The following is a 24,481-nucleotide window of genomic DNA, read 5'->3' as shown; positions in this document are numbered from 1 at the left end:
GAGTTTGCCATGTTTGACCTTATTATCCGTGGTGCGCGACTGCCCGATGGCAGCCTGACCGATATTGCCGTGCAGCAGGGTAAAATTGCTGTACTGGGTGAGGTATCCGGCAGCGCTGTCCAGGAGTGTGATCTGGCGGGGCGTTACTGGCTGAGCGCTGGCTGGATCGATTCCCACGTCCACTGCTATCCAAAGTCCCCTATTTATCATGATGAAGCGGACAAGATCGGCGTAGCTACCGGCGTCACCACCGTGGTGGATGCAGGCAGTACCGGCGCCGATGACATCGACGAATTTTATCAGCTGACCCGCAACGCCAGCACTCAGGTTTATGCACTGCTGAACATTGCCCGTACCGGCATCGTAACGCAGAACGAGCTGGCCGATATGAAGCAGATAGACAAGGTTGGCGTGCGCGATGCGGTGCAGCGTCTGCCTGGTTTTATCATCGGCATCAAGGCCCGCATGAGCAGCAGCGTGGTGGGAGCGAACGGCATCAACCCGCTGATCCGCGCGAAAGAGATCCAGCATGAGAACGGCGATTTACCGCTGATGGTGCATATCGGCAACAACCCGCCGGATCTGGATGAAATAGCCGATCTGCTGACCCGTGGCGACATTATCACCCACTGTTACAACGGCAAGCCCAACCGCATTCTGACCCCTGCCGGAGAGCTTCGTGCTTCCGTGAGCCGGGCCATTCAGCGCGGCGTTCGCCTGGATGTGGGGCATGGCAGCGCCAGCTTCAGCTTTGAGGTGGCTCGCGTGGCGATTGCCCAGGGTATTCTGCCGCACAGCATCAGTTCCGATATCTACTGCCGCAACCGGCTGAATGGCCCGGTTTATACCCTTGCGCATGTGATGTCTAAATTCTTCAACGTCGGCATGACCCTGCCACAAATTATCGCGTGCGTGACGCACAAGGCGGCAGAAGGGCTGCGACTGCACAGCAAAGGTCGGCTGGAGCCTGGCATGGACGCTGACCTGACTATTTTTGACCTCAAAGAGGAAACCTGCCTGTTTACCGACTCCGAAGGGCAGTCCGTTGCGGGTGAGAAACAGCTGGTGCCGCTGGCCGCCATCGTGGCGGGACACTGGTTCATTACCGATGAAGGGAAAAAGCATCATGTCTTCGATTTATGAAAAATATGGCCTGAAGCAGGTTATTAACGCCTCTGGCCGCATGACTATGCTGGGCGTTTCCACGCCTGGTGCCGACGTGGTTGAAACGGTTAATTATGGCCTGAATCACTATTTCGAAATGAAGGATCTGGTCAACAAGACCGGCGCCTGGATCGCAAATTTGCTGGGCGCGGAAGCTGCCGTGGTGGTCTCCTGCGCTTCAGCCGGGATTGCGCAATCCGTGGCGGCGGTGATCGTTAAGGACGATGAGTGGCTGCTGGAAAATTTGCACGCCGCGCCGCTGATCGTCCCTCACGATATCGTGGTGCCAAAGGGGCATAACGTTAACTATGGCGCACCCGTGGGCACCATGGTGGCGCTGGGCGGCGGTCGTCTGGTAGAGGCAGGTTATGCTAACGAATGCTCAGCGGATCAGCTCTCTGCTGCGGTTACACCACAGACAGCAGCCATTCTCTATATCAAATCCCACCACTGCGTGCAGAAGAGCCACCTCAGCGTTGAACAGGCTGCGGTTGTTGCCCGCAAGCATGGCGTGCCGCTGATTGTGGATGCCGCCGCAGAAGAAGATCTACAGTGCTACTACCAATACGGCGCCGATTTAGTGATTTACAGCGGAGCCAAAGCCATTGAAGGGCCATCCAGCGGGCTGGTGATGGGGCGTAAACAGCCGGTTGAATGGGTGAAGCGCCAGTCGATGGGTATTGGCCGGGCGATGAAGGTAGGTAAAGAGGGAATTCTGGGGCTGACCCAGGCGATTGAAAACTATCTGGTGCAGGAGAAAATCTCTGGCGCACAGATGGTGGAAAAAATGACGCCGTTTATCAACAGCCTGAATACTCTTCCGGGCATTACCTCCCGCGTGGTATGGGATGCAGCAGGACGCGACATCGCCCGCACTGAAATCCATTTTGATGAAGCGGTAATTGGCCACACCACTGGCGAAATGGTAGAGGCGCTGAAAACCGGTGACATCGCCATCTATTTCCGCGGCTATAAAGCCAATGAAGGCATCGTTGAGGTGGACGTACGCAGCGTTTCCCCTGCGCAGCTGGATACGATTTATGTTTGCATCAAGTCATTGTTAGCAGGAGAAAAAAACGCATGACGCTGACCCCTAACTTTTATCAGGATCGCGTGTGTCTGAACGTCCTGGCCGGTTCCAAAGAGAATGCCCGCGAGATCTGGGAAGCGGCTGAAGGCCATGTGCTGGTGGGCGTGCTGTCGAAAAACTACCACAGCGTGGAGAGCGCCGTCGTGGATATGCGTGAATACGCCGCTCTGATCGATAATGCGCTCTCTGTCGGCCTGGGCGCTGGCGATCCTAACCAGTCTGCGATGGTCAGCGCGATTTCAGCTGAAATCCAGCCGCAGCATGTGAATCAGGTCTTCACCGGTGCGGCAACCAGCCGTGCACTGCTGGGCCAGAGCCAGACCGTAGTGAATGCGTTGATCTCCCCAACCGGCAGCGTGGGTCAGGTGAAAATCTCTACCGGGCCGCTGAGTTCTCAAGCTGCGGATGCGATTGTGCCGGTTGAAACCGCCATCGCCATGCTGAAGGATATGGGGGCAAGCTCGGTAAAATATTTCCCGATGGGTGGACTGAAATCCATTGATGAGTTCAAAGCCGTGGCAAAAGCGTGCGCAGAACAGGATTTCTGGCTGGAACCCACCGGCGGCATCGATCTGGAAAACTATGAAGCGATCCTACAGATCGCGCTTGAGGCGGGCGTGCCGAAAATCATCCCGCATATCTACAGCTCCATAATTGATAAAGAGAGCGGCAACACAAGGCCAGCCGACGTCAGCACCCTGCTGGCGATGACCAAAAAGCTGGTAGGTTAAGCTAACCCGGCGGGCGCTCTGCCCGCCGTTATCCTTCTCCCCTGAACTTCTCTTGCGAGGAACACCATGCGTAACTGGTCTTTGATCTCTGCCGTGTCTGTCGCGTTAATGGCGACGGTTCCCCTGGTTGCCCAGGCGCAATTTGCCTATGTCGGGAGCTATAATCCCAACGGCGAAGGCGTCTATCGTTTTCAGGTCGATGCCGCGAGCGGCGCGCTCAGCGGTAAAACGCTGGTCAGCAATCTGCCCAATCCGGCTCAGCTCACCATCGATGCGAAGGGTAAAACCCTTTATGTCGCCAGCGAGAGCGAGAAGGGAGTCGTGGTCGCCTATGCCATTGCGGCGGATGGCAGCCTGAGCAAGCTTAATCAGGTCAGCTCGCAGGGGGCGGGGCCGGTGTATCTCTCTCTGACGCCAGACGAGAAATATCTGCTGGTGGCGAATTATGTCAGCGGCAGTAAAGCGGTGCTTCCGGTCAGGGCGGACGGTGGTCTTGCAGAGGCGAGTGATTCGCAGCAGGATCATGGCCCGGCGGGTGCCGACAAGCCTGTCGCGGCAGTGGAGGGCAGCTTTGCCATCAGCGATCACAATGGCCCCCATGCGCATATGATCGCCAGCGATCCCAGCGGTAAATTTGTTTTCTCAACGGATCTGGGGCTGGATCGGCTTTATCAGTACCGACTAAGCAGTGACGGCAAATTACAGGCTAATACCCCGGCATGGATTTCCGCCTCTTCAGAAGGCGCCGGGCCACGGCATTTTGTCTTCCATCCCGACGGCAAATCGATCTATTTGATCAACGAAGAGGCCTCCACGCTGACCCGCTATCTGCTGAACCGCAAAACCGGAACGCTGACTGAAGCCGCAACCGTGTCTGCACTGCCTGCGGGCTATAAAGGCACCAGTTTTGCTGCCGGTCTGGCGATCGACAGTGCCGGAAAAAACCTCTATGTTGCCAATCGCTTGCACAACAGTATTGGCCATTTTGCTATTGAAGCGAACGGCACGCTGAGTCATAAAGATGACGTGTGGACGCGCGGCGACTACACGCGTACCCTGACGCTGTCACCAGATGGTAAGACCCTGTATGCCATGAATCAGCGCAGCGATAACATCACCCGTTTCCAGGTAGATGCTGCCAGCGGTGCCCTGACGTTCAGCAATGATTACACCGCGGTGGGCGCCCCTTCGCAGTTAGTTTTAACACCTTAATGCGGTTGTGGCCGGCACTTTCCGGCCGCTTCAGGCTTCCCTGACGACAGGAAAATTTGTGAGATTCCCTAATCAACGCCTTGCTCAGCTTTTTGATCTGTTACAAAACGAGACGTTGCCCCAGGACGAGCTGGCGCGACGCTTTGCTGTTTCTACGCGTACCGTCCGGACGGACATCACTACCCTGAACGAGCTGCTGGCCGATCATGGCGTACGTTTTGTTTTGTCACGCGGTGAAGGCTATCAGCTAAAAATTGAGGATGCCGATCGCTACCGCCTGCTGCAACAGCAGTCGCCTTCCCATCTTCGGGTGCCCCGGACTTCTGCCGCGCGCGTACACTATCTGTTAACCCGATTTCTTACTTCAGCCTTTTCTCTGAAGCTGGAGGAGCTGGCCGACGAGTGGTTTGTCAGCCGGGCCACGTTGCAGAGCGATATGGCTGAAGTAAGAGAGTGGCTGGGACGCTATCAGCTGGCGATTGAAACCAAGCCCCGTTACGGCATGAAGCTGTTTGGCAGCGAAGTGGCGATGCGCACCTGCCTGACGGATCTGCTTTATCAGATTGCCCAGGAGGACAGTGAAGATCCGCTGCTAAACCTGGAGGCATTGAACAGCGGCATGCTGGGTACGCTTCAGCCGCTGCTGCATCAGTGCTTCAGCCGCTTCCATATCCGCATGACGGACGACAGCGAGTTCTATCTGCGCCTCTATTGCGCCGTAGCGGTCAGACGTATCAGCGAAGGCTATCCGCTGTCGGACTTCAGCGCAGAGGATGTGGATGAGGACGTGCGCGACGCCGCCCGCCATATCATCAATCTGATGCGGCCCATTACCGGCAAGGCAATTTCGCCTGCGGAAGAGGCCTATCTGCGTGTCAACATTGCGGCACGGCGGGTGGAAGAGATTGCGCCAAGCGCCATCAGCCCCGATGACGGCGAGACGCTGGTGGACTATATCCTCAGTTACATCAACAACCACTACAACTTCAATCTGCAAAACGATCCCCAGCTGCGTGCGGATTTGCTTACGCATATTAAAACGATGATCACCCGCGTCCGCTATCAGATCAACATTCCCAACCCGCTGCTGAACAACATCAAACAGCACTATCCGATGGCTTATGACGTTACCCTGGCGGCCGTTTCCAGCTGGGGAAAATATACCCCTTACGTGATCAGCGAAAATGAGATCGGTTTTCTGGTGTTGCATATCGGCGTCGGGCTGGAGAGGCACTACAACGTGGGCTATCAGCGCCATCCGCAGATCCTGCTGGTCTGTGATACCGGCAACTCTACGGTACGAATGATTCAGGCCATGCTGACCCGCAAATATCCGCAGATCGTTCTCAGCAACATTATCTCGCTGCGTGAATATGAGCAGAAAAGCACCATTGAGGAGGATTTTGTCATCTCCACGGCGCGCCTGAGCGAGAAAGACAAACCGGTGGTGATGATGTCACCCTTCCCGACAGAGTATCAGCTTGAGCAGATCGGCAAGCTGGTGCTGGTAGACCGTACCCGTCCCTATATGCTGGAAAAGTACTTCGACGCGTCGCATTTCTGCATTATCGACCAGCCTGTGACGCAGGCCACCCTGTTCCAGACGCTGTGCCAGCAGCTTGAGCAGGAGGGTGTGGTGGAGAGCGATTTCTGGCCTTCCGTTGAAGAACGAGAGGCGATTGTCAGCACCATGCTGGGCGAGGGCATTGCTTTACCGCACTCGCTGGGGCTGTTGGCGAAGAAAACGGTGGTCTATACCGTGCTGGCTCCCCAGGGCATTGCCTGGGGTGATGAGACCGCTTACGTCATTTTCCTGCTGGCCATCAGCAAAACGGAATATGAAGAGGCGATGGCTATCTACGATCTCTTTGTGACGTTTATGCGTGAAAGGGCGATGACAAGGCTGCGTGACAGCGGAGATTTCGCCAGCTTCAAGGCGGTGGCGATGGATTGTCTGAGCAGGCTTTAAGTCTCCGCCGCTGAAAAACATCAGGTATCGGCGTGCCAGCGTTATCTGCGCTGCTGTTCAGGCCGGGGGAGCGGGACGTTAAGTCTTCTCTCCACTCCGACCTGGAAGGGCGGTGCAGCGTTACTTCAGAATAGTAAAGGCCGTGGTCACGTGCTTCACGCCGCTGACCCGGCTGGCCGTATCTGCCGCCGCTTTCGCTTCAGCCTCGGTCACCAGACCCAGCAGGAACACTTCGCCATTTTCGGTAGTGACCTTCACGTTGGACGATTTCACCTGGTCGCTGGAGAGCAGCTGTGAACGGACTTTGGTGGTGATCCAGGTATCTGAAGAGGCTGTACCGAACGTCGCTTTATCACCGGTGCGAATTTCGTTATATACCTCGGTTGCTCCGTCCACGCCTACGGCGATCTGTTTCGCACGGTTGGCGATATCCGCAGAAGGTGCCTGACCCGTCAGCAACACTTTGCCCTGGTAGGCAGTAGCAACGATGTGGGCATCCGTTTTGATTTGTTGATCTTTGGAGAGCGCATTGCTGACGCGCAGTTCTAAGGTGCTGTCATCCACCTGGGTGCCAACGGTGCGGGGGTCAGTGGCGGATTTGGTCGCTACCGCAGCACTGCCGATTACCGCTGCCACGCAGCCCTGTAACATCAGTGCGGTCAGCACCACGGCCATTGCAGATAATGCCTTCATTTAAGCTCCTTCAAACGTCCTGGTGGGGAAATAACGTGTTATCGATTAAATCGCACAGGCAATTCACGGTTAACATATGCATTTCCTGAATCCTCGCGCTTCTGTGCGAGGGGATGCGAATCTCCACATCCTGCGGTCCCAATAAACCGGCGAGCTCGCCGCCGTCATATCCGGTTAGCGCTATGATTGTCATGTCGCGCGTCACCGCTGCTTCTACGGCTTTCACAATGTCACGGCTGTTACCGCGCGTTGAGATAGCCAGCAGAATGTCGCCAGCATGGCCCAGAGCACGGACCTGCTTGGCGTAAATCTCTTCATGCAGCCTGTCATTGCCGATAGCGGTCAGCAGCACGTTATCCGCGCTGAGTGCGATAGCGGGCAGGCTGGGGCGTTCTGTTTCATAGCGATTGATCATGCTGGCCGCAAAATGCTGGGCATTGGCGCTGGAGGTTCCATTGCCACAGCTCAGAATTTTGTTGCCGTTTAATAGCGACTGTACCATCGTCATCGCGGCGTGGGCGATAGCATCCGGTAACGCCTCTGCGGCTGCAATCTGCGTCTGAATACTTTCGGTAAAACAAACTTTTATTCTTTCCAGCACTTCATTCACCTGGTCAGTCGTTGAAAGGGCACTACTCTGCCGTAAAGGCATTGGGTAACCAGTCGACCTGGGTACCGGTTATCGCCACCACATCAAACCGGCAGTCTGTCGTCTCCAGACTACGGTTGCGGCTTCTGAGCCACAGTGCAGCAGCATGGATCAGCTTTTGCTGCTTGCTGCGGGTCACGCTGGCGGCAGCGCCGCCAAAAAGCGCGTTGCGACGATAACGGACTTCGACAAATACCCATGTCATTCTGTCGCGCATGATCAGGTCTAGCTCTCCTGCGCGATAGCGGACATTTGCCGCCACAAAGGTCAGACCTGCGTTCTCCAGCAGACGGCGGGCCTGTTGCTCATAGCCCGCCCCCGTTTGCTGGCGACTCAGGTTGCCGGAACGATTTGTCCCTGACGATACTGGCTCCATGTCAACTTCCTGTTGATGACGCACTCCTGGGAAGCGCTCAGATTGCCGGTTTCCCCTTTGATCTGGAAGCCCGGCAGCTGGCGCATTTCGTTAAAGTGGTTAGCCAGTGTCCAGGCATCCACGCCCATGGCATACAGACGAACCAGCGAATAATCATTATTGAAATTCTTCGCTGCCTGCTGCATCAGCGCAGGATTCGCGCCGGACAACAGAGGGGCATCGCTGAACTGCATCCCTTCCATCTCCAGACGGTAGTCCGGGCCTGCACCTGCCTGATAGCTGCGCGAGCTGGCATACATCTGCACCATATTACGGCTGCTGACACGCATAGAGATCATCGGTTTGATCAGCACCATTTCGTTCTGCGTCGCCACAATATAGACCGCGTCCACGCTACCGCTCTCACCAGAGGTTGCTGCCGGTTCCTGTGCCGGGGCTGGAATGGTCAGCCCGGCAATGGTCACGCCCTGCGGCTGCTCTGGCTGCGGCGTAATCGGTGTACCGGTCAGGCGCAAGCCAGCACCGCTGTTGATTCCCTGCTTCAGCTCCCCGACAGAACCGAACTGCTGTTGCAGAACTGTGTTGCCGCCAAGCTTCTGCCATTCCGAGGCAAAGGCTTTGCTGACCCGGTCGCCCAGCGAGCTGCGTGGCACCAACAGCAGCGGCGAACGTTTACCCTGATCCCACATATGATGAGCGGCATCTCGGGCTTCGTCTTCAGGAGAAAGCGCAAAGTAGCAAAGATTCGGATGGTTCTGTACCGACTCCGGTTCGTTCAACGCCAGGATGTTTAGCGGCGTCTGAAGGGAGGCAAGTTTCTCTACGTTGCTTTTAATCAGCGGGCCGACCACTAACGTGGCGCCATCTCTCTGCGCCTGCGCCAGAACCTGATCAACAGGCTGGGTGCTGGTGTCATAAACCTGCACCTGCGTCGCGCTGGAAGGCGGCGCGGTATCAGCGACATGAGTGGGTTGCGCCGCAGGCTGTGGCTGAGCAGGGGTGCTCTCCGCTGCGGCGTTGCTGTTCGCTTCTGTCGGCGCGGCTGAAGGACTGACTGCCGCAGCGGGATCTGCCGGGTTAGTGTCCGTCTGCGCAGTGCCCTCTGTGGGCGCAGGCGCCTCAGTGGGAGCCGGAGCCGCAGCCTGAGCCAGCAGGCCATTCTTAGCGTCGTTAAAGCCTTTCTGAATGGCGTTAGCAAAAACCTGCGCCTGGCCGCTTAACGGCAGCAGCAAAGCGATTTTACCGGTTGAAGACTGCTGGAAGTTCTGCACCTGGCTGAGCGCTGTAGGCAGCATTTTGGCCGCCGGATTGTTAGGGTAGCGGGTCTGCCAGTCGCTAAGGCCCGCTTTTAACATATCCGGATCGTTGCTGTTAGCCTTGTACACGCTCAATAAATCTAACCAGCCCTGGAGAATGTTTTCGTCCGCGTTGATCACCATATTGTTGACCTGATCGGGCGTCAGCTGCACCAGCGTTTGCCAGGTGGCGTCGATATTTTTCTGTTTATCGGCCGGGTTAGTCAGCAAAGGCTCCTGTGCAATGTAGGCGCGTAGCACTTCCAGAGAGGGACGTCCCTGGTTCACGGCAATCTGCAACTGATAAAAACGCGACTGCTGTTCTTTCGATAACGAGGCGACATCCACCTGTTTCAGCAGATCGGTCGCACCCTTAACATCCTGCTGTGTCAGCTTTAACTGAGTCTCTAACAGCAGGGCTTCCTGGCGTTGAGTATCGTTCAGCGTCTGCGGCAGGCTGGAGAACTGGTCATTAGCCTGAGGGAACTTCCCTTCATTAAGCAGCGCTTTGATTGCAAGTAATTGCCAGTCAACCTTGTTATCATCTGAGCTTTGCTGCATCTGTTGCAGGTAGTAGTCAGAGGTGCCTGTAGCTGCGCCCTGCACATTCGCCGTTGGCGTTTGCGGGCTTTGGCTGGTACACCCGGCAAACAACAGGGCGGCCAGCAGAACAGGCATGCAGCGTCCTGCTTTGTTATGAATGACTTTCGAAGGAAGCATACTGTATCCAGTGATGTTTTTTTCAAGATGCTCAATATTAAATCGGCAATTCGGATCAAACAATGAAACAACGCGATGATATTTCTTCCAGCACGCTTTATATCGTTCCAACACCCATTGGTAACCTGGGCGATATCACCCAACGTGCGCTATCAGTGCTTGCAGGCGTTGACCTGATCGCAGCGGAAGATACACGTCATACCGGGCTGTTGCTACAACATTTCGCCATCAATGCGCGGCTGTTCGCATTGCACGATCACAATGAACAGCATAAGGCAGAAACGTTGCTGGCTAAGCTACAGGAAGGGCAAAGCATAGCGTTGGTTTCCGATGCCGGCACGCCGCTGATTAACGATCCCGGCTACCATCTGGTTCGTCGTTGCCGCGAAGCCGGTATTCGTGTCGTGCCGCTGCCTGGCGCCTGTGCGGCGATTACAGCATTAAGCGCTGCCGGGTTGCCGTCCGATCGATTCTGTTACGAAGGGTTTCTGCCAGCCAAAAGCAAAGGCCGCTGCGATACTTTGCGCGCTCTTGAACAGGAGCCTCGCACGCTGATTTTCTACGAATCCACCCACCGTCTGCTGGAGAGTCTACAGGATATGGTGACGGTATGGGGAACGGATCGCTATGTGGTGCTTGCCCGTGAGATCACCAAAACGTGGGAGTCCATTCAGGGCGCGCCGGTGGGTGAGCTGCTGGCCTGGGTGCTGGAAGATGAGAACCGTCGTAAAGGCGAGATGGTGCTGATTGTCGAGGGATTCCATGCACAGGAGGATGCACTGCCCCCGGAAGCGCTGCGTACGCTGGCCCTGTTGCAGAAAGAGCTGCCGCTGAAAAAAGCAGCGCAGATCACCGCTGAAATCCACGGCGTGAAAAAGAATGCCCTCTATAAGTATGCTCTGGAGCAGCAAGAGGGGTGACAAACTGCGCGGAATACCCTATTATCCGCGCCGAAGCTGACCAGACAGTCGCCGCTTTGTTGCCGTCCTCCTTCGGGGGAGACAGACAAAGGGGAGGAAAGTCCGGGCTCCATAGGGCAGGGTGCCAGGTAACGCCTGGGGGGCGCAAGCCCACGACCAGTGCAACAGAGAGCAAACCGCCGATGGCCCACTTGTGGGATCAGGTAAGGGTGAAAGGGTGCGGTAAGAGCGCACCGCGCGGCTGGCAACAGTTCGTGGCACGGTAAACTCCACCCGGAGCAAGGCCAAATAGGGGTTCACCAGGTACGGCCCGTACTGAACCCGGGTAGGCTGCTTGAGCCAGTGAGCGATTGCTGGCCTAGATGAATGACTGTCCTCGACAGAACCCGGCTTACCGGTCAGCTTCAACAATCAAAGAAACCCCGCTCCGGCGGGGTTTTTGCGTTTCAGTCTGAGAATGAAGATGAATGACTCTCCTCGACGCTTTTCATAAAAAGAAAGCGGCTTACCGGTCAGCTTCAACAATCAAAGAAACCCCGCCGGAAAAGAGAAGATAAAAGGTCCCTCAGAGGCGCGTGCAATTAAATACTCTACTTCTATTGCAGGTTATGACAGTCCGGCTTTATTGATTTAAAGGACGATAGACAAAATGTAAAATGGCCTGTTGCGAGTTTTTTCTCGGTTTAAAATAGATAAAACCTTCATCCTGCATGTTTACTACCAAATTATTTATCTGCGTTGCTCCATCAATAAAGTAATCTTTATCCTTCTCCAGCAGGCAGGACTGCTGCTCTTCGGTGCCTTTATAGAGTACCTGCTGTGGCGTCAGGCTGGCGCTATATACTTCAAAGTCACGCAGTGATTTTCCGATAGCAATCACCACTTCAGCCGTAACCAACGGGATATAGAGTGAGAAAAACCCGTCAAAAGTGCTGGTGGCAAAAAGTTTTTCAATCAGGGGAGGCTGCTCGCCGCGTATAAATAACACCTCCAGCTCTTGCTGACGCTGAGAGCTGTGAGATAGTGACCAGGAGAGCGCATAGCGGGAGGCAGCAATCAGTGACAGTGAATATTCAATACCGCAATGACGTAACTCGGATGGCGTATTTGTTCGGTTCTCACTGTTTTCATCCTGAGCCAGACGAGCAACGCCATAACGGCGCATATAGCTAATCGCCTTCGGCACATCCACCATCGTTCGAGTCGCATCAGTACCCATATTAATGTTGAAGATCAGACGTTGCAGCAGTGCAGTTTCAATCGCCAGTGGGAAGTATGTATAGCGAACCAGTTCGATAGCCGCGGAGTCCCACAGCGCCTGTGAATTCGGGATCGCCTGTTCATCCGCCAGCCGGACACACCTTATGGCCTCACGCTGAAGCGCAACTATCGATGATAACATGTCCTCCGAAGGCGTCTCGCCTTCGCCAATCGGCTCGCCATCCTCGCTGTAATCAACCACCGAAAAACCATGTGACGAGCAGAGCATTTCAAAAGAGGCGATAAATCGGGTAAGGGTGCGAATGAACCGGAAATCAGCGTTGTCAGGATTAACCAGCGCGGTGCGATTTTTATGCCAGCCAGGTGTCCAGGCGGCAATGAGATAACAGCCGCGCACCTTTATATCCAGCGCTTTTTCCAGCAGCTCTCCCAGCAGGTTTTGTGCCGTACCCGCATAGCCCAAATCCACCAGCATTAAGGTTTCACCTGGGTGCAACCGCAGGGTAGTTTGCAGATGGTTTATCAGGCGCAGACGACAAGCCTTTGACCGGGCCAGCGTTTCCTGAACCACTTCACGACTCAGAATCAGCTTATAGAGTTGGGCGATGGAGTAATTATGTTTTTTTAGCTGGGACTCGATCTTCTTTTTCCGCACCTCGCTCAGCATCAGATGTCTGGCAATCATTGCGAACCCCTCCAGGGTCACCCTCTCCGCGGTCCGCAACGTTTTTCTTAAATAGTCGGCAATACTTTCGCGAGAGTGAAATGAACTCTTTATGGCGGTAAAACGTGAAATGCTCAGTGAGGCGGATTCTTCCTCAGGATAAAGCGCATGATACGCCTCGCGTAGCATATAGCCGTCACGCAGCAAAAAACCCAGCCGGACGCCTGGCGTAAGGTCGCGTTGCTGTTTGAGAAAGCGCGCAAAGGCGTACAAGATCGGGCCAAGTACGGTCCATCCGGTTAATTGCTCACTGCTAATCTGATCACGTAATGCGAGGGAGTAACAGGAATGAAAAAGTGAGGGAACCGGTGCGGTAGCACCACAGGCAGGGAACAGCAGCTTAGCCGCAACGGTACGTTGTTCCAGCACTTGGGTAATCAACGGCTCATTCTGTTTAAAGTGAATAGCGGTAATGCCCATATTTGTGGGCTTGAGGTAATCCGAGTGCAAATTATCACCAGCATGAAAAATATCCTGTGGCTTCACATGCTCGTGCCGGATGATCTCTGGCCAGAGCGTGCCTGATTTACTCTGTCCAAATTCTGACGAACAATAAATATGATCAATCAACGTCGGGATTTCATCACAGTGCGCCGCTAACAAGCGACCCAACTGTGTGGCATTAAAATAGGTATCGCTGACAATAATGGTGCGGATACCGCGCGCTTTCGCCTGGCGTAGTAGCACCAGCGCTGGCGGAAAAAGAAAACCGTTCTCGATCTCCAGTGACAGTTCATGTTCAATCATTTGCTGTTGTTGTTCAGCATCAAACTGGCCCTCCAGCTCCGCATAGATTTCCGTCAGGCTGACTTCCTCCAGGCCACTTGCGATATATTTTTTCTTTCTGGCAATGGCTTCGGCCCGGTTTCTGGCAACCGGACAAAGCCCATGCTTAAGTTGGGTAAAGATCTCAAAGGGACGGGAAACGTAACGCCAGAACAGGGTATCGAAACAATCCAGGGACAAAACTTTAACATTGCTCGCCTGAAATTGTTGTTCAATATGTTCAAATGCAACGGAGGGGGTGCTCATAATAAATTTCCACAGGAAGTTTTGTTTTTTATTTTACCTGATGGAAGATAATCAATATGAGATAAGGAGCGGAGGTTAATGTCAGCTTTTTAACCGTTAGGCAACGGCCGGAAACGACAATTCACCGTTTTCCGGCCTGGAGTTAAGCGGAGTATTACCTTCGTTAATGAGAGAGATGTGTCTTAGCACAATCCTTCTTGATCGCGCGTGAGGGAGGATGGCACAAGCTACAGATAAAGAGCGTATTAATGTAGCGCGGCGCAAAAATAAAGCTCCCGCCACAGGCGGAGCAGGTAACATGCTCCAGCATATTACAGTCAATAAAGCGCAGCAGTGTCCAGGCACGGGTAAATTCCAGCACCGGTTTTTGACCATCCTCGCACGGACACTGTTCGCTGTATAATCTATACGCTTTCAACAATGACTCAACAGGACGCTTATTTTCTTTTTTATGCAGATAAAGATAGATATTGTAAAATAATGATGAGTGAATGTTTTGCTCCCATGACATAAACCAGTAGGGTGAAAAGGGCAACATTCCTTTAGCGGGCGAACACCCTTTTATCTCTTTATACAGGCGTAATAGTTTTCTGCGGCTGAGTGATGTCTCGCTCTCTAATACCTGCATACGCGCGCCAGAGGAGATAAGCTCCATAGCGAGGTGCGTATCATAAATCTCGTCTAAAATACTCTTTTCATTCATGAGATTATCATCATTTAGCAAGGTTGGGGCCAGAAAGAGATTGCAGGATATCGGTCGAAAGAATGATGCCGGTATGAAGATGCTGAAGCGCGTCGATACGGGAATCTTTCGTCAGGAAGTCGATAACTGCTTCACTGTTTATTCGTAGCTTACAGATAAGCTGATTGGTTGAAGCTAATTTTACCAGCTGTGAAATAGAGAGATCCTTTAAGATGTTTATCAAAGGTTCTGATAGCCCAAGCCGAAAACTTGCCGCATCCTTATCTCCCTGATTTATCAATTGCTGAGCCAGCAACAGATAAGATAAATTCAGATCGTTAATATTCTGAATATGTGGATTTGCTGTGTTATTGGAATGCGTGTTTTTCATATGTTAGTATTCCCTTTATGTTTGTTAACTATATTTTAGGCTAATTAAAGTATAAAGAATTGATAAAATAAATAATGTTTAATAACCGTTTATAAAACGTCATGTCTTAAAATTTTGGATTTAAACGGAACCACGCTTTCATATATATCATATATATTTCTGCGGGCGAAGCCTGGCAACTTAAAATACGTAAAATAATTTGTCCTATTTAGAGGATAGCGGAGAGGTATTAATGGGAATGAGAACGGTTACACATGTATCAGTAGGCTTGGCTGAGGGTTATATTAATGCGCATGCTTTTCTGTTGTTACATAAAAATTGATTTTAAACTCAACAAGAGCGGTTGTTATGTAATTGTTTTTAATTAAAGGTGGCATTGAAAATAGAATGTTGTAATGATCTTTTAAAGGATGAAGGAGGTTACAGGCCACAGTCGAATTAAGATAATAATGACAGGGGCACTTGTATTATCTTTGTGCTGCTTTCTGGCGATGTCAGCCTGTTCCCTATATTCGATTTTCCTGGCATGGTAAGAAAATCTCCCGGCGCACACCAAAGCGCAGGCATGCTCTTTACAACAAATGGTTGCCAGGCATAGAGCGGTTCAAAACCACCGTCGTCCACAACAGTGACAACGCGAGAGAAGCCAATACCTTAGCCGCGAAAGCTAATGAGGTGGCATAGAAGGGAGCTGGCATGATGCTGGAGGTGATTAACAGCATGCAGAAAATTGAACATGGCGCGAAAAGGAACGCTGATATAAATCGTGTGATCAACGGTATCGCGAATCAGGCCAATATCCTGGCGCTAACGCCGCGGTTGAAGCCGGGCGAGCGGGTGTGCAGGGATGGGGTTTTGCCGTAGTCGCTTTAGTCCGTAATCTGAACAGGCGCAGTTCTGAGACGGCAGAGGAGATCGGTTCCCTGATTAAAATCCCGGTGATGAACGTTAGCGAAGGGACGTAGCAGGTATCGCAGGTGGCCACTGTGATGAAAGAGATTGCCTCTTCAGAAGAGCAGGTCAGTAACATTATGAAAGCGATTTTCAGCCCCTCTGATGAGCGAACCCAGGGAATAAAACAGGCTGCCAGCGCACTTAATCAAATGGATATTGTCTTTCAGCAAAACGCGCAATTAGTTGAGGAGTCCTCTTCTGTTAGTCATGAAATGAATCTTCAGGCTAAGAACCAGCTCTCCAGTGTGGAGATATTTATTTTTGATAAAGCTGCCTGCAACTGAAATCACTGCAACTGGATAAATAAAGATATATTGGCTTAAGCTGACAGGATCAGAGATAACAGTGGTGAGTAATTGAGGTTGATGTTTAATCAGGTTGGTTTTTCCTCTTTCAGAAATTTCCTTTTTTTGGTATTCAGAATTTGCCGATATTGTGAATTTATGTGGGTTTCAGCGACGGTGTAACCAGTAATCAAAGAGATGTCCTCTCAGGCATCTGTAAAGAAATAAATAATAAATTCACGGTTTTTTAAATATGCATGCCGCAGGCAAGCTGCAATTCTTCCGTAAAGTGAGGTTTTTTTCACAGCATAGTTACTTTAACCATGCTGTCGACTTCTGAAATGATCTCACTAAAATATTTATTGGTTTATTTTTTGAACTGAGATTTATAATACATTATTGTTCTGTATAATCCACGGTGTAGCTCATTAAATGTAATAACCTGGAGTGCCTGTTGAGGTGTAAGTTTCTTTAATGAGGGGGTTGGGCTGAGGAGTTGAAGTAGTTGAGATGTTCGGGTTGATAATTTATATTTTCCGGCAAGGGCCTCTTTGTTTTCCCAGATGAAATCCCTGGCAGGGATATAATGATTAATTATCTCATCTGCAATTTCACCTGCTTTCTTTTTTGTTGCACTGGCGCGGCCTGAAAAGTTCTTTTCTGCGGACTTATGAAAGTTTTCATGATTTAACCATCCATAACCACCAAAGTGATCATATTCATAAACTGGTATCCCCATACTCACAGCATATTGCACAGTTTTACCAATAGTCAGAATGGCATCGTAATGAGAGAGAATGTCAGGCGTGATCCGTCTGACATGACTATTTTCACCTAAGAGGTCAACAGTAATGCCATTTTTCTTTAATAAAGGAATAGCCTGGATCACTTCTGGCGGAGTATGGTTCGATACAATTAACAGAGATGCAGGCTTTTTGGCCGATATTTTCCTGGCAGGATAATCTGAAAAATAATCTGGGGCAGGGTTTTCAAATAAGTTAATTTTGTTTTTATCAATCGCAAAATCGCTAATGCGATCTGCTGTTTCCTGGGAGATGACTGTAATAATATCACTCAGCTGATTTTCTATCTCTGCCAGAATAGGTAATTCTATATGAATAAATGAAGACATATGGTGCCATATAATGTAAGCATTTAATCCTGTTGTAGACAACGCTTTGGCCACTGATGAGGGGATCGTGTTCTGCTGGATCCAAATGATATCAAAATCTGTGGGTATACTTTCATCATCATTCAGAGGAACAGAAAGGTTTTCCCTGTTGGGGAGGCGATTAATTTCATTGGCTAATGGCGGGAGATAAAGATTGGTATAAATAGTAACATGCCAGCCTATAGACAGGAAGAGTTCTGCCAGCTCAAGCGTGACTAATTCTGACCCTTTAATGTCATGGAGATGGTTATTGGTAATTAATATTTTTTGCATTTTTGCTCTCGGGAATTATACGTTCTTTTGAATTGTAATTATTATTAAAATTATATTATTTAAAAATTCATACTCTTACAGAGTATTGAAAGTTTTATGGCTCAGATTGTAGTCACGATCACTCAGCTTCAGCCCCCGCCCAGAGCAGACGACATTCCCGCTCCTGGCACAGCGTTAATATCTGATATCGGTCGCCAGCTGATCCAGCAACTGAACAACCTGATGGCTTGCCGCTTCCATTTTCTCCAGCTCCTCGGTCATCTCCGGTATGGCATGATTAAAAAATGCTTCGAGCGCTCGTCGGCCCGAGGTATGTACAGCAGCGTGGGGCTGCTCAAGCTGCTGAAAGGCGGCATGCTGACTAAAGTGACATCCTTCTCCGGTGTAATACCATTTTCCCAGACGGCACTCAGTATGTGTATTTACCTGGTAATCTTCACACTTATTAAGGATCAGCGTATAAACCTGAAGTTTCCAGATAATATGATCCAGCTTAACGGTATTGAGAAATTGCAGCGTAGAGATATACGAGATAATGGACTGCATCCTGGCGGATCGTGACATGACGATTTTGATCAATTCCACCACGTGGTTGAGATCAACTTTGATCCGTTCGGTCACTGGCCGCTGATCGGCTACGACCTCACAGACATTTCCGGCGCTGCTTTCAATTGCCCTGGTCAGAGCGGAGATGCTGTTAGCGCTGTTATTCACCTGCTCAGAGAGAAACTTTATCTCTTTAGCGATCACGCTAAAACCAGCTCCCTGGCTGCCAACATGCGCAGCTTCGATAGCCGAGTTAATGGCGATCAGATTCGTCTGTCGTGACAGTTGATTGATCTCATTAATATATTTATTGATCTCTTCAAAAGAGCATTTGAACTGGGCCAGTGAATCAGTACTTTGACTGACGCTTATATCGATTTGGCTGATCAGCTCAACCAGATTCTCCAGCGATTGTCTGGCGCTGCTATTACGCGCATTTAATTCATCAATGGTTTGCTGCTCATTTCTCAGCTCCTGGCTGGATTTAAGCAGCGCATTCCTTACTTCTTCTAAAGTAGAAACCCCTTTCAATAAGAGAGTACAAATAATCCGTTCATAATTTGGTGCCGCCGGGGCGGGAAGAGGGTTGTCAGGCGTAGCGGGTTCCGGGTTATCGACCGCGTCAGTGGAGAGAAAAAACGCTCTGAAGCAGGGGATTTTTCTGACTAAGGCTTTCATAAGATGACCTCTGGAGGATGATAAACAGCAGTAAAATTTTAGTAGGGCGGATAATCTTTTACGGGCATACCACCTGATGTTCGCGTTTCCAGCCAAAAAGAGCGGGCAGGATGGACAGGCTCTGGCACCGGTGCTGAAAGAGTACGGCAGACGCTGAGCGTGCCTTTGACCGGCAGGGGAAAACAAGCAAGCCCCCTGGCCTGTTACAGCGCGGGTATCCCGTTTTGATTCACCATTTTTAAGTAGTTTTAGTGCGTTAATTACCTGGTCCGGGATAGTTGCGCCATTAAATATTGATGTTGTACGCCTTTCCCTTGATATTTTGCTGGGCGGTGCCATCAGCGCCGTATAGCGTCACGCAATTACTCACCTGCTTCACCATACTTTTCAGGGCCATGGCTTTTTGCATCTGAAGCTCTAAAAGGGGATAGATGCTCATATTCATATCTTTTGTGTGACGAGCGATAGCGAGTACGTTTTCCCACAGGGGTTTTAGCATTGGCTGCTGATCATAGGGAGCGGCAATACCCAACTTATTTTCCTCCGCCTTGCGTTGCTCTTCGAAGAAATTAATCGTCGATAGCAGGCGACTTTTATTGTCAGATAGCATCTGCAAAGTAACCGGATTAAGCTGCGGTTGGTTGAGTTGTCTCAGCTCCTCTGCCAGCACTGGCTTCAATTCTTCTAATAAACTGTGGAGTTTTAGCAAGGTAATACGGAGATCATTCATCAGTTAGTCACACAAGTCAGATTATCTGAAACATTTCCCTTGTCAGAGCCTGTGCAATCTTATCGGTATCAACAGGCAATTCTCCGGCGGCGAGTGCGGCTTTGATCTTATCCAGATTTTTGATGTTCATATCCTGGCTGTTGTTGGTTTGCAGCGACTGGATTTGATTACTCAGGCTGACTTTGGTGCCGTTAAGGGTTTTTTTGGCTGTGGTCGTGCCCTGTACGTTACGCTGGTCAGTACGCTTCGTCGCTTCCGGATGAATTTCGGGGAATACGGGAGGCGATATCTTTTGGCTGCGTTCTATGCTCATCATTGTCCTCGACGATCGGTTCGGTAAAAATATTTCCTGGTTAAAGTAAATTATCGGGCGTAGTGGGAATTACTGAAGGCAGCAGGCCGCTAATCTTTTACGCCGCCCGGATTAATTCGCTACAACGGCGGCCTGGCCGTCGGCAATCGCTGTTGCGGTGAGGAGCTGTCCGGTCGCCGTCTGAACCCGTAAACGCTGTTTCAGCGCTGCATTGTCCAGCGCCTTCGCGGTTGCGCGGATAGTAAAACCCTCACCATGGAAACGGATTTCCACTTTCTCTCCGGTGACTATCGCCCAGCGCTGGCGAAGCTGGCTTTCGACTATATTCTCGCCCGGTTGGATGGTACGTAACGTTACGCGCCCGATAATCTGCTGTGGGTCAAAGATAAGTCCGCCAGGCATATGTTCCAGCGAACCGCGTTGCGGATGAATAGCCTCTTCTGTGACCTGCTCTCCTGGTCGCAACAGGCGGGTTGCCTGCCACCAGGTCGCTGTTGCATCAACATCTATCTGAATAAAGTGCCGCCGCGCGGCGCACTGCGCAATAATGCTGTGCATGCCCGTTAACCGGCTCAGATTACCGCTCAGCGAGAGTACAGGGTTGGCACAGAGACTGGCTAACTGCGCCGGTGGCGTCAGCAATTTCACTGCCAGTATCGGCCTCACCGATGGCGGTAAATTAATATTGTTGTTCAACAGGGTAGTGATAGCTGTAGTCAGTTGATTTTCGCTCTCCGCTGCGCTGGAAAACCCTGCTGCTGCCAGCAAGAGTATTAGCGTGATTATTTTAAAGATATCGGTTAATTGTGTCACCACCATACGAGTTTCCTGAACGGCAATAATGAGCGCTTATGGGTTAACAATGATGCGCCCTGAGCAATAAGCGCCAGGTAATTGTACGATAAAATGTTAATTTTCTGATGAACAAAATAATGACATAAATGCTGCTATTTATCGGCATTGCCCTTGCTGTTTTTTTTAACTTATCAGTTAAGCGGCCAAGTAGGGCTGCTTTTGTCGATTTTTCAAATTATAGATTTCCGCTGCTCTCTTTTAAAATAGCTTAATTAACATTCCACCGGCGCGAGATAAATAATCTTTATGCTTGATAAACTCGACAGCGAATTCGGCTTCCAGCAGACAGCGTTATCTCTGCTCAATAAACGCCAGAATATTTTGGCTTCAAACGTGGCTAACGCTGACACTCCGGGCTATCTGGCCAGAGATATCGATTTTTCTTCCCAGTTAAAAGCTGCCGTCTCCCGCACCAACAGCCACGCAGGGCCGCTGGCATTAACGCTGACTTCAGGCCAGCATATCGCGGCAAAGGCAAAGGCACAGGTGATTGATGATCCTGATCTTTTATACCGTATTCCCGATCAGCCCTCGGCGGATGGTAACACGGTTGATATGGATCGCGAACGTGCCAACTTTGTTGACAATAGTGTGAAATATCAATCTGGTCTGACTATTTTAGGCGCGCAAATTAAAAATATGCTAAGCGCGATTAATCAGGGGTAATTGTTGATATGTCACTGTTCTCTATTTTTGATATTTCCAGCTCAGCCATGACGGCGCAATCGAAAAGACTCAATGTCAGCGCCAGTAATATGGCCAATGCCGACAGTGTTGCCGGCCCTGATGGTAAACCTTACCGGGCCAAACAGGTTATTTTCAAAGTTGATGCGGCGCCGGATCAGCAAATTGGCGGCGTTCGCGTCAGTGATGTGGTGGAGAGTACCGCACCGGAGCGACTGATATATGAGCCAGGTAATCCTTTAGCGGATGGTAAAGGATATGTACATATGCCGAATGTGGATGTAGCGGGTGAAATGGTTAATACCATTTCCGCCTCACGCAGTTATCAGGCCGATGTCGATGTAATGAATACGGCGAAAGCATTGATGCTTAAAACGCTGACGCTGGGCCAATAAGGAATAACAGAATGGCAATCTCTTCAATAATGGGCAGTAACAATAATAACAATAACAGCTACAACGCCACTGCGGCCACGGAGGGTACCAGCAGCGCCGACTTAATGAACAATTTCATGACGCTGCTGGTTGCGCAAATGCAGAACCAGGATCCGACTAACCCAATGGATAACAACCAGATGACCTCGCAGCTGGCGCAGTTTAATACCGCCGCCGGAGTAGAGAAGCTTAACGATACGCTAAATAGCGTCGGGACGCTGGTCTCAAGTATGCAGCAGATGAATGCGTCGGCATGGGTTGGACGCACGGTGTTGATCGAAGGCAAATCGGTCATTAATAACAGCGACCAGGCGGATGCGAATAAAAACTTCTCATTCGCGCTGGATAGCGATGCAGACAATGTCGAAGTGACGCTCACGGACAAGGAAGGCAATGCCTATCGTGCGGAACTGCCAAACGTAAAAGCGGGTGTTCAGAGCTACAGCCTCGATGATCTGAGTAACTTTGAGCCTGCCTCACCGCCGGAAGGCACCTGCTATGACGTCTCATTATCAGCCACCAATAGCAGCGGAGATGCACCGAACATTATGACCCTGAAAAAAGCCAAAGTTAATAGTGTGGCCTTTTCCTCTGGCGGCTCGCTGCTTGAGTTGGGCATTGATGGCACGGCTACCCTCGGGCAGGTTTACGAAATCGAATAATTTCAATAACTTATTGATGGATCAGGAAAAAGAATAATGAGCTTCTCACAAGGCCTTAGCGGGTTGAATGCGGCATCACAAGCCCTGGATGTTGTCGGTAACAACATCGCTAACTCCCAGACGGTTGGGTTTAAGTCAGGTTCTATCGCCTTCGCCGATGTGTTCGCCGGTTCGCAGGTGGGTATGGGAGTACAGGTCTCTGGTGTTAACCAGAGTTTCACCGATGGCGTACTGGGCGCAGGTACAGGCGACCTGGATATGGGTATCCAGGGCAACGGTTTTTTCCGTTTGCAGAATGAAGCCGGGCGCGTCTTTTACAGCCGCAACGGGCAGTTCCAGAAAGATGCCAATGGCTACGTCATAAACAACCAGGGCATGTATCTGACCGGTTATCAGGCCACCGGCACACCGCCAGCAATTCAGCCAGGCGCAGCGGTAGGCCCCATTCAGATTCCCAACGGACAGATGCCGGCTCGCGCGTCGGACAGCGGCACGCTTAACGGCAATCTGCCCTCGGGAAGTGATGTGGTCACCAATACCACCTTTGATCCGACCGACAGCACCAGCTACAGCACGGCACCAACCATGATTGACGCCTATGACAGCCTGGGTAACAAACACACCATCAACGTTTACTTCGCGAAAACGGCGGATAACCAGTGGACGGCCTACTCCAAAGATATTACCGCGCCAGGGGAGGGTTTTCAGCAGACCGTCCTGCAATTTGACACTTCAGGCCAGCTAACTACCAACCCAGCGAAACTCAACGTCCAGGGGGCGGCTTATGATGGCGGCGAAGCGCTTAATTTTGACTTAGACCTGACCGGCATGACTCAGCAGGCGTCGGAGTTTTCAATGAACAGTCCCACCACCACCGGTTATGCGCCAGGCCAGATGAACGGTTATACCGTTGGCGATAACGGCCAGGTCATCGCCTCTTACAGCAACGGCCAGCAACAGTTACTGGGGCAGGTGGTATTAAGCAACTTCACCAACCCAGGGGGACTCTCGTCGCAGGGCAATAACTGCTGGAGCGAAACGCCAGAGTCGGGGCAGCCGGTCACTGGCACCTCCGGTTCGGGCAACCTCGGCACCTTATATGGCAATAAGCTGGAAGCCTCTAACGTCGATCTGAGTAAAGAGATGGTCAATATGATCGTCTACCAGCGTAACTACCAATCGAATTCGCAAACCATCAAAACCCAATCAGAGCTGTTGCAGACTCTGGTTAATCTCGGCTAACGGCGGCTCATTATGGATCGTGCGATTTATACCGCAATGGGCGCGGCGAATGCTGCGCTCAACCGCCAGGCGGTAACGGCGAATAATCTGGCTAATGCCTCAACCACCGGCTTCCGCGCGCAGCTCATGGCGTATCGGGCCGTACCGGTGAATGGCCCGTCTGTGCCTACCCGAACCCTGGTGGCGGAATCAACTCCCTGGAACGACACCACCATGGGAGCGGTACATCAGACCGATCGCGATCTGGATGTGGCATTACCTCAGGATGGCTGGCTGGCCGTTCAACTGCCGGATGGCAGTGAAGCCTATACCCGCGATGGCAACATTCAAGTGAACAGCGAAGGCGGATTGCAGGTGCATGGTTTGCCTTTGCTTGGTGACGGCGGCCCGCTCAGCGTGCCGCCCCAGTCTCAGGTCACCATTGCTCCCGACGGTACCCTGACTGCATTGGGGGCCGGAGAGGGGCCAACGGCGCTGGCGCAGGTAGGAAAGGTAAAAATGGTTAAGGCCGAAGCCACCTCCCTTCTGATGGGCGATGACGGGTTGTTTCATCTCAGTGACAGCGTATCAGCGGGCAATGCCGCGCCATTACCGATGGATCCCAATCTGCGACTCATGCCGGGAATGCTGGAAAGCAGCAACGTCAGCCCGGTCAAGGCGATGGTCGATATGATCGCCACCGCGCGTAGCTTCGATATGCACATGAAGATCATCAGCACCGTTGATGATAACGAAAAAAGCGCCAATCAGCTGTTAACGCTGAGCTAATACCCGGCGAGGAGAAAC

General features: G+C 51.5%; 26 protein-coding genes and 1 other RNA gene. 15 read left to right on the top strand and 12 right to left on the bottom strand.

Features of this window, described 5'->3' with window-relative positions; translation table 11 throughout:
- Positions 1-9 precede the first annotated feature (9 nt).
- The 5 genes from AAH450_RS13395 to AAH450_RS13375 all read left to right on the top strand — a co-directional run bounded on the left by AAH450_RS13395 (position 10) and on the right by AAH450_RS13375 (position 6,166).
- Positions 10-1,143 carry an amidohydrolase/deacetylase family metallohydrolase gene (locus AAH450_RS13395; RefSeq protein ID WP_342910669.1) on the top strand — a complete coding sequence of 378 codons (1,134 nt, stop codon included), beginning with the start codon at positions 10-12 and terminating at the stop codon, positions 1,141-1,143.
- Positions 1,127-2,248: a DgaE family pyridoxal phosphate-dependent ammonia lyase gene (locus AAH450_RS13390; RefSeq protein WP_342910668.1), complete on the top strand. Its 1,122-nt coding sequence runs from the start codon at positions 1,127-1,129 to the stop codon at positions 2,246-2,248. The genes AAH450_RS13395 and AAH450_RS13390 overlap by 17 nt, the downstream gene beginning before the upstream one ends.
- Complete coding sequence (gene dagF / locus AAH450_RS13385) at positions 2,245-2,985, top strand: 2-dehydro-3-deoxy-phosphogluconate aldolase (protein ID WP_342910667.1); 741 nt, start codon at positions 2,245-2,247, stop codon at positions 2,983-2,985. The genes AAH450_RS13390 and dagF overlap by 4 nt, the downstream gene beginning before the upstream one ends.
- A gap of 66 nt (positions 2,986-3,051) precedes the next feature.
- On the top strand, positions 3,052-4,197 hold the full coding sequence (locus AAH450_RS13380; protein ID WP_463322731.1) for a lactonase family protein: 1,146 nt from the start codon (positions 3,052-3,054) through the stop codon (positions 4,195-4,197).
- Positions 4,198-4,255: 58 nt separating this feature from the next.
- Positions 4,256-6,166: a BglG family transcription antiterminator gene (locus AAH450_RS13375; RefSeq protein ID WP_342910666.1), complete on the top strand. Its 1,911-nt coding sequence runs from the start codon at positions 4,256-4,258 to the stop codon at positions 6,164-6,166.
- Between the two features lie 120 nt (positions 6,167-6,286).
- On the opposite strand, the gene dolP is transcribed toward AAH450_RS13375, so the two are convergent.
- The 4 genes from dolP to AAH450_RS13355 are packed head-to-tail and all read right to left on the bottom strand — an operon-like array spanning position 6,287 to position 9,899.
- On the bottom strand, positions 6,287-6,859 hold the full coding sequence (gene dolP, locus AAH450_RS13370; RefSeq protein WP_342910665.1) for a division/outer membrane stress-associated lipid-binding lipoprotein: 573 nt from the start codon (positions 6,857-6,859) through the stop codon (positions 6,287-6,289).
- Between the two features lie 10 nt (positions 6,860-6,869).
- Positions 6,870-7,511 carry a DnaA initiator-associating protein DiaA gene (gene diaA, locus AAH450_RS13365; protein ID WP_463322730.1) on the bottom strand — a complete coding sequence of 214 codons (642 nt, stop codon included), beginning with the start codon at positions 7,509-7,511 and terminating at the stop codon, positions 6,870-6,872.
- Complete coding sequence (locus tag AAH450_RS13360; RefSeq protein ID WP_342910664.1) at positions 7,492-7,884, bottom strand: YraN family protein; 393 nt, start codon at positions 7,882-7,884, stop codon at positions 7,492-7,494. Before AAH450_RS13360 ends, diaA begins: the two co-directional genes overlap by 20 nt.
- Positions 7,842-9,899 carry a penicillin-binding protein activator gene (locus tag AAH450_RS13355; protein ID WP_342910663.1) on the bottom strand — a complete coding sequence of 686 codons (2,058 nt, stop codon included), beginning with the start codon at positions 9,897-9,899 and terminating at the stop codon, positions 7,842-7,844. The genes AAH450_RS13360 and AAH450_RS13355 overlap by 43 nt, the downstream gene beginning before the upstream one ends.
- 62 nt (positions 9,900-9,961) lie before the next feature.
- Here AAH450_RS13355 and rsmI point away from each other — a divergent pair, with 62 nt between their 5' ends.
- A complete protein-coding gene (gene rsmI / locus AAH450_RS13350) occupies positions 9,962-10,819 on the top strand; it encodes a 16S rRNA (cytidine(1402)-2'-O)-methyltransferase (RefSeq protein ID WP_318788592.1) in 858 nt (285 codons plus the stop codon).
- Positions 10,820-10,851: 32 nt separating this feature from the next.
- An RNA gene (gene rnpB / locus AAH450_RS13345) (RNase P RNA component class A) lies at positions 10,852-11,229 on the top strand.
- Between the two features lie 212 nt (positions 11,230-11,441).
- Here rnpB and AAH450_RS13340 read toward each other — a convergent pair.
- The 3 genes from AAH450_RS13340 to flhD all read right to left on the bottom strand — a co-directional run bounded on the left by AAH450_RS13340 (position 11,442) and on the right by flhD (position 14,869).
- The gene (locus AAH450_RS13340; protein ID WP_342910662.1) at positions 11,442-13,796 is read right to left on the bottom strand and encodes a hypothetical protein; all 2,355 of its coding nucleotides are present in this window, start codon (positions 13,794-13,796) and stop codon (positions 11,442-11,444) included.
- Between the two features lie 163 nt (positions 13,797-13,959).
- Positions 13,960-14,499: a flagellar transcriptional regulator FlhC gene (gene flhC / locus AAH450_RS13335; RefSeq protein WP_342910831.1), complete on the bottom strand. Its 540-nt coding sequence runs from the start codon at positions 14,497-14,499 to the stop codon at positions 13,960-13,962.
- A gap of 10 nt (positions 14,500-14,509) precedes the next feature.
- Complete coding sequence (flhD, locus tag AAH450_RS13330; RefSeq protein WP_342910661.1) at positions 14,510-14,869, bottom strand: flagellar transcriptional regulator FlhD; 360 nt, start codon at positions 14,867-14,869, stop codon at positions 14,510-14,512.
- 696 nt (positions 14,870-15,565) lie between these two features.
- Here flhD and AAH450_RS13325 point away from each other — a divergent pair.
- From AAH450_RS13325 to AAH450_RS13320, 3 genes are read left to right on the top strand one after another with little or no spacing between them, the layout of a single operon-like run.
- Positions 15,566-15,733: a hypothetical protein gene (locus AAH450_RS13325; RefSeq protein WP_342910660.1), complete on the top strand. Its 168-nt coding sequence runs from the start codon at positions 15,566-15,568 to the stop codon at positions 15,731-15,733.
- Positions 15,709-15,834 carry a hypothetical protein gene (locus AAH450_RS21145; protein ID WP_463322729.1) on the top strand — a complete coding sequence of 42 codons (126 nt, stop codon included), beginning with the start codon at positions 15,709-15,711 and terminating at the stop codon, positions 15,832-15,834. Before AAH450_RS13325 ends, AAH450_RS21145 begins: the two co-directional genes overlap by 25 nt.
- A 21-nt stretch (positions 15,835-15,855) precedes the next feature.
- A complete protein-coding gene (locus tag AAH450_RS13320) occupies positions 15,856-16,107 on the top strand; it encodes a hypothetical protein (protein WP_342910659.1) in 252 nt (83 codons plus the stop codon).
- Positions 16,108-16,474: 367 nt separating this feature from the next.
- Here the strand turns inward: AAH450_RS13320 and AAH450_RS13315 are convergent, their stop codons facing one another.
- The 5 genes from AAH450_RS13315 to flgA all read right to left on the bottom strand — a co-directional run bounded on the left by AAH450_RS13315 (position 16,475) and on the right by flgA (position 20,637).
- Entirely contained in the window at positions 16,475-17,551 is a 1,077-nt protein-coding gene (locus tag AAH450_RS13315; protein WP_342910658.1) for a glycosyltransferase family protein, read from the bottom strand.
- Between the two features lie 174 nt (positions 17,552-17,725).
- Complete coding sequence (locus AAH450_RS13310; protein ID WP_342910657.1) at positions 17,726-18,775, bottom strand: methyl-accepting chemotaxis protein; 1,050 nt, start codon at positions 18,773-18,775, stop codon at positions 17,726-17,728.
- A gap of 286 nt (positions 18,776-19,061) precedes the next feature.
- Positions 19,062-19,505 carry a flagella synthesis protein FlgN gene (locus AAH450_RS13305; protein ID WP_342910656.1) on the bottom strand — a complete coding sequence of 148 codons (444 nt, stop codon included), beginning with the start codon at positions 19,503-19,505 and terminating at the stop codon, positions 19,062-19,064.
- Between the two features lie 16 nt (positions 19,506-19,521).
- Entirely contained in the window at positions 19,522-19,821 is a 300-nt protein-coding gene (gene flgM / locus AAH450_RS13300) for a flagellar biosynthesis anti-sigma factor FlgM (RefSeq protein WP_342910655.1), read from the bottom strand.
- 108 nt (positions 19,822-19,929) lie between these two features.
- Complete coding sequence (flgA, locus tag AAH450_RS13295; RefSeq protein WP_342910654.1) at positions 19,930-20,637, bottom strand: flagellar basal body P-ring formation chaperone FlgA; 708 nt, start codon at positions 20,635-20,637, stop codon at positions 19,930-19,932.
- 282 nt (positions 20,638-20,919) lie between these two features.
- Here flgA and flgB point away from each other — a divergent pair, with 282 nt between their 5' ends.
- Genes flgB through AAH450_RS13270 form a run of 5 tightly spaced genes read left to right on the top strand, consistent with a single transcriptional unit; the run spans position 20,920 to position 24,463 of the window.
- Positions 20,920-21,339 carry a flagellar basal body rod protein FlgB gene (gene flgB, locus AAH450_RS13290; RefSeq protein ID WP_342910653.1) on the top strand — a complete coding sequence of 140 codons (420 nt, stop codon included), beginning with the start codon at positions 20,920-20,922 and terminating at the stop codon, positions 21,337-21,339.
- An 8-nt stretch (positions 21,340-21,347) separates the two neighbouring features.
- A complete protein-coding gene (flgC, locus tag AAH450_RS13285) occupies positions 21,348-21,752 on the top strand; it encodes a flagellar basal body rod protein FlgC (protein WP_342910652.1) in 405 nt (134 codons plus the stop codon).
- Positions 21,753-21,763: 11 nt separating this feature from the next.
- Positions 21,764-22,453, top strand: a complete 690-nt coding sequence (locus tag AAH450_RS13280; protein WP_463322728.1) for a flagellar hook assembly protein FlgD — start codon at positions 21,764-21,766, stop codon at positions 22,451-22,453.
- Positions 22,454-22,489: 36 nt separating this feature from the next.
- Positions 22,490-23,695, top strand: coding sequence for a flagellar hook protein FlgE (gene flgE / locus AAH450_RS13275; RefSeq protein WP_342910651.1), 1,206 nt, complete (start codon positions 22,490-22,492; stop codon positions 23,693-23,695).
- 12 nt (positions 23,696-23,707) lie between these two features.
- Positions 23,708-24,463, top strand: coding sequence for a flagellar basal body rod protein FlgF (locus AAH450_RS13270; protein ID WP_342910650.1), 756 nt, complete (start codon positions 23,708-23,710; stop codon positions 24,461-24,463).
- Positions 24,464-24,481 lie beyond the last annotated feature (18 nt).

The organism is Erwinia magellanica, from assembly GCF_039023495.1.
Taxonomy (GTDB): Bacteria; Pseudomonadota; Gammaproteobacteria; order Enterobacterales; family Enterobacteriaceae; genus Erwinia.
Note: the sequence above shows the minus strand (reverse complement) of the source record. Positions and strands in the feature narration are given on the sequence as shown.

What these genes read in the sequence shown, in the direction of transcription:
- AAH450_RS13395 (WP_342910669.1), top strand. Translation starts at nt 10, where the DNA reads ATGTTTGACCTTATTATCCGTGGTGCGCGACTGCCCGATGGCAGCCTG.
- AAH450_RS13390 (WP_342910668.1), top strand. Translation starts at nt 1,127, where the DNA reads ATGTCTTCGATTTATGAAAAATATGGCCTGAAGCAGGTTATTAACGCC.
- dagF (WP_342910667.1), top strand. Translation starts at nt 2,245, where the DNA reads ATGACGCTGACCCCTAACTTTTATCAGGATCGCGTGTGTCTGAACGTC.
- AAH450_RS13380 (WP_463322731.1), top strand. Translation starts at nt 3,052, where the DNA reads ATGCGTAACTGGTCTTTGATCTCTGCCGTGTCTGTCGCGTTAATGGCG.
- dolP (WP_342910665.1), bottom strand. Translation starts at nt 6,859, where the DNA reads ATGAAGGCATTATCTGCAATGGCCGTGGTGCTGACCGCACTGATGTTA.
- diaA (WP_463322730.1), bottom strand. Translation starts at nt 7,511, where the DNA reads ATGCCTTTACGGCAGAGTAGTGCCCTTTCAACGACTGACCAGGTGAAT.
- AAH450_RS13360 (WP_342910664.1), bottom strand. Translation starts at nt 7,884, where the DNA reads ATGGAGCCAGTATCGTCAGGGACAAATCGTTCCGGCAACCTGAGTCGC.
- AAH450_RS13355 (WP_342910663.1), bottom strand. Translation starts at nt 9,899, where the DNA reads ATGCTTCCTTCGAAAGTCATTCATAACAAAGCAGGACGCTGCATGCCT.
- rsmI (WP_318788592.1), top strand. Translation starts at nt 9,962, where the DNA reads ATGAAACAACGCGATGATATTTCTTCCAGCACGCTTTATATCGTTCCA.
- AAH450_RS13340 (WP_342910662.1), bottom strand. Translation starts at nt 13,796, where the DNA reads ATGAGCACCCCCTCCGTTGCATTTGAACATATTGAACAACAATTTCAG.
- flhC (WP_342910831.1), bottom strand. Translation starts at nt 14,499, where the DNA reads ATGAATGAAAAGAGTATTTTAGACGAGATTTATGATACGCACCTCGCT.
- flhD (WP_342910661.1), bottom strand. Translation starts at nt 14,869, where the DNA reads ATGAAAAACACGCATTCCAATAACACAGCAAATCCACATATTCAGAAT.
- AAH450_RS13325 (WP_342910660.1), top strand. Translation starts at nt 15,566, where the DNA reads ATGATGCTGGAGGTGATTAACAGCATGCAGAAAATTGAACATGGCGCG.
- AAH450_RS13315 (WP_342910658.1), bottom strand. Translation starts at nt 17,551, where the DNA reads ATGCAAAAAATATTAATTACCAATAACCATCTCCATGACATTAAAGGG.
- AAH450_RS13310 (WP_342910657.1), bottom strand. Translation starts at nt 18,775, where the DNA reads ATGAAAGCCTTAGTCAGAAAAATCCCCTGCTTCAGAGCGTTTTTTCTC.
- AAH450_RS13305 (WP_342910656.1), bottom strand. Translation starts at nt 19,505, where the DNA reads ATGAATGATCTCCGTATTACCTTGCTAAAACTCCACAGTTTATTAGAA.
- flgM (WP_342910655.1), bottom strand. Translation starts at nt 19,821, where the DNA reads ATGATGAGCATAGAACGCAGCCAAAAGATATCGCCTCCCGTATTCCCC.
- flgA (WP_342910654.1), bottom strand. Translation starts at nt 20,637, where the DNA reads ATGGTGGTGACACAATTAACCGATATCTTTAAAATAATCACGCTAATA.
- flgB (WP_342910653.1), top strand. Translation starts at nt 20,920, where the DNA reads ATGCTTGATAAACTCGACAGCGAATTCGGCTTCCAGCAGACAGCGTTA.
- flgC (WP_342910652.1), top strand. Translation starts at nt 21,348, where the DNA reads ATGTCACTGTTCTCTATTTTTGATATTTCCAGCTCAGCCATGACGGCG.
- AAH450_RS13280 (WP_463322728.1), top strand. Translation starts at nt 21,764, where the DNA reads ATGGCAATCTCTTCAATAATGGGCAGTAACAATAATAACAATAACAGC.
- flgE (WP_342910651.1), top strand. Translation starts at nt 22,490, where the DNA reads ATGAGCTTCTCACAAGGCCTTAGCGGGTTGAATGCGGCATCACAAGCC.
- AAH450_RS13270 (WP_342910650.1), top strand. Translation starts at nt 23,708, where the DNA reads ATGGATCGTGCGATTTATACCGCAATGGGCGCGGCGAATGCTGCGCTC.